We start from the raw sequence: 2353 nt of genomic DNA on the forward strand, positions 1-2353 counted from the left end.
AGGCACAGATGAGACTGACTGACGAAACAATCTTGTGACAAATGACGCAATCGTCATGCGAAAAGGCTCTCCTCGATAGGAGAGCTGTCTGCGAAGCAGACTGAGAGGACGAACTGCACTTTCGACAGTAAACTTTCCCGGCACTTTCGTCCCGCTTCCCCCAACGGGGGAAGCTCCCGAAGGGTGAAGGGGGCTATCCATGGAAAGAATGCCGGTAGACACAAAAGCGCCCATGCGTAACGCAGCGAAGCAATCCCACGAACTGGAAACCGGTAACCGGGAACTCCCATGCTTCCCATACAATTTCCTTGAAAAGACATATTCCCTTTTATAAAATATAGAAAATCAGAAGAAAGGAGGTGCCCCATGATTCCCCATCTATCCATGATCCTGCAGTCCCTGCTCTACGGCTTTGGCGACCCCATTTCCAAAATCGCCTTCGATGAAATCCCCGTATACACACTCCTTTCCTGCCGCTATGGGATTGCCCTCCTGCTGCTCCTCCTCATGGCCGGACGGAAAATCATTCCCGCCGTGAAAAAAGCGCGGATTCGGGACTGGCTCCTGCCCTGCCTCTGCGTTTCCTTCAGCTATGTCTGTGGAAATATTGCCCTGACCCTGACGGCTGCCACTTCCGTTGCCTTTCTCCGGTCCCTTTCCGTAGTCATTACACCCCTTCTGGCCTGGGCCGTTTACCATAAAAAACTGAGGTGGAAATACATCCCCGTCCTCCTGGGAGCCACCCTGGGACTTTACCTCCTCTGCGCCAGAGGAGGACTGGGAAACTTTGGAACGGGAGAAATCTTTACCCTGGGAGCCGCAGCCCTTATGGCAGGATCCCTCGTTTTCGGGGCGAAATCCCTGGAACGGATTGAACCCCTGACCCTCACCGCCCTCCAGATCGGAGTCTCCCTGATCGTGGCCCTCATTCCGGCCCTTCTTTTCGAAAATGACTACCGGCCCCGGGAAACATCCGCCGAAGCCTGGCTCATTACCCTTTATCTCGGAATCCTCTGCAGTCTCACAGGCTTCGCACTCCAGAACTACGCCCTTTCCCATATTTCCGCCAGGACAGCAGCCCTCATCCAGTGCACCTGCCCCGTTTTCACCGCCATTTTTTCCTTCTTCCTGCTGGGAGAAAATCTTTCTTTTCTCGGAATCACAGGTGCAGTACTTATTACAATCAGCGTGATTGCCAGCATATGGCTGGACAGGGAGAAGAAATAGACGGATTGCGGATTTCGGACTTCGGGAAGGTACGCTGCAACAGAAGAAGGCGGTGCAGCTATTGATAAAAACCTTATACCGGCCTTAGGCCGATGGAACTCAATCCGGCCTCGCTTCGCCGGATAGAGAAGCGGCTTACTCCGTTCGTCGTATATTATATAAAGATAAAATAAATAAATATAATTGTATTTTTCTTTATTTCATCTTATAATCAAAAGAAAAGGAGGGGTTTTTATGGCACAGACCGTGAATGTGAATTTCAAGCTGGATGCAGAGGTAAAGAAAAATATGGAAACCGCCTGCTCGGATATGGGACTCTCCATGAGCGCTGCATTTACCATTTTTGCCATTACCGTAGCAAGGGAAAGACGGATTCCCTTCGAAGTTACGGCAGATCCTTTTTACTCCGACAGCAACATAAGGTACCTGGAAAAGAAAATGAGAGAATACAGAAAAGGCACCCTGAGACTGGCAGAACACGGATTACTGGACGAGGACTGAGTCCATGGAAAAGAGAAAACTGCAATGGGACTATAGTCTGGGATGACTACAGTTCGGGGGCTGTCGCCGCAGGCGACTGAGGGGCTGTACGATCGTACAAGTAGAAAATGAGCTTGAAGGTAAACTCATCCCGGGAAGCTCCCGCGAAGCAGGTGAGGGGAACTGCACTTTCGACAGTAAACTTCCTCGGCACTTTCGTCCCGCGTCCCCCAACGGGGGAAGCTCCCGAAGGGTGAAGGGGGCTATCTATGGAAAGAATGACAACTGACACCAAAGCTTCAGGCGTAACGTAGTCATGATGCATAGAAGATTCGGATTCTTTATTTTCATCCCTCCCCCCTCTGACGCCTTCGGCGCCAGCTCCCCCCAGGGGGAGCCTGACCATCCTGCACTATCCATTCAAGTCGAAAGTGAGGATAAAGGGAATCATGCTGCCGGGCACCAGCTTTCCTGGGATGGGAAGGTACCGGCGGAGCCGGGGAAAAGGTTGTTAAACGCTGCAAGGTACAGATGAGACTGACTGACGAAACAATCTTGTGACAAATGACGCAATCGTCATGCGAAAAGGCTCTCCTCGATAGGAGAGCTGTCTGCGAAGCAGACTGAGAGGACGAACTGCACTTTC

2 protein-coding genes are annotated in these 2353 nt (G+C 51.4%); both read left to right on the plus strand.

Annotated features, from left to right (window positions below; genetic code table 11):
- The first annotated feature begins 366 nt into the window (after nucleotides 1-366).
- Nucleotides 367-1227, plus strand: a complete 861-nt coding sequence (locus VZT47_RS10085) for a DMT family transporter (RefSeq protein ID WP_330224831.1) — start codon at nucleotides 367-369, stop codon at nucleotides 1225-1227.
- A gap of 234 nt (nucleotides 1228-1461) precedes the next feature.
- Complete coding sequence (locus VZT47_RS10090) at nucleotides 1462-1728, plus strand: type II toxin-antitoxin system RelB/DinJ family antitoxin (RefSeq protein WP_330224832.1); 267 nt, start codon at nucleotides 1462-1464, stop codon at nucleotides 1726-1728.
- Nucleotides 1729-2353 lie beyond the last annotated feature (625 nt).

The organism is Dialister sp. (assembly GCF_036343215.1).
Lineage (GTDB): Bacteria > Bacillota > Negativicutes > Veillonellales > Dialisteraceae > Dialister.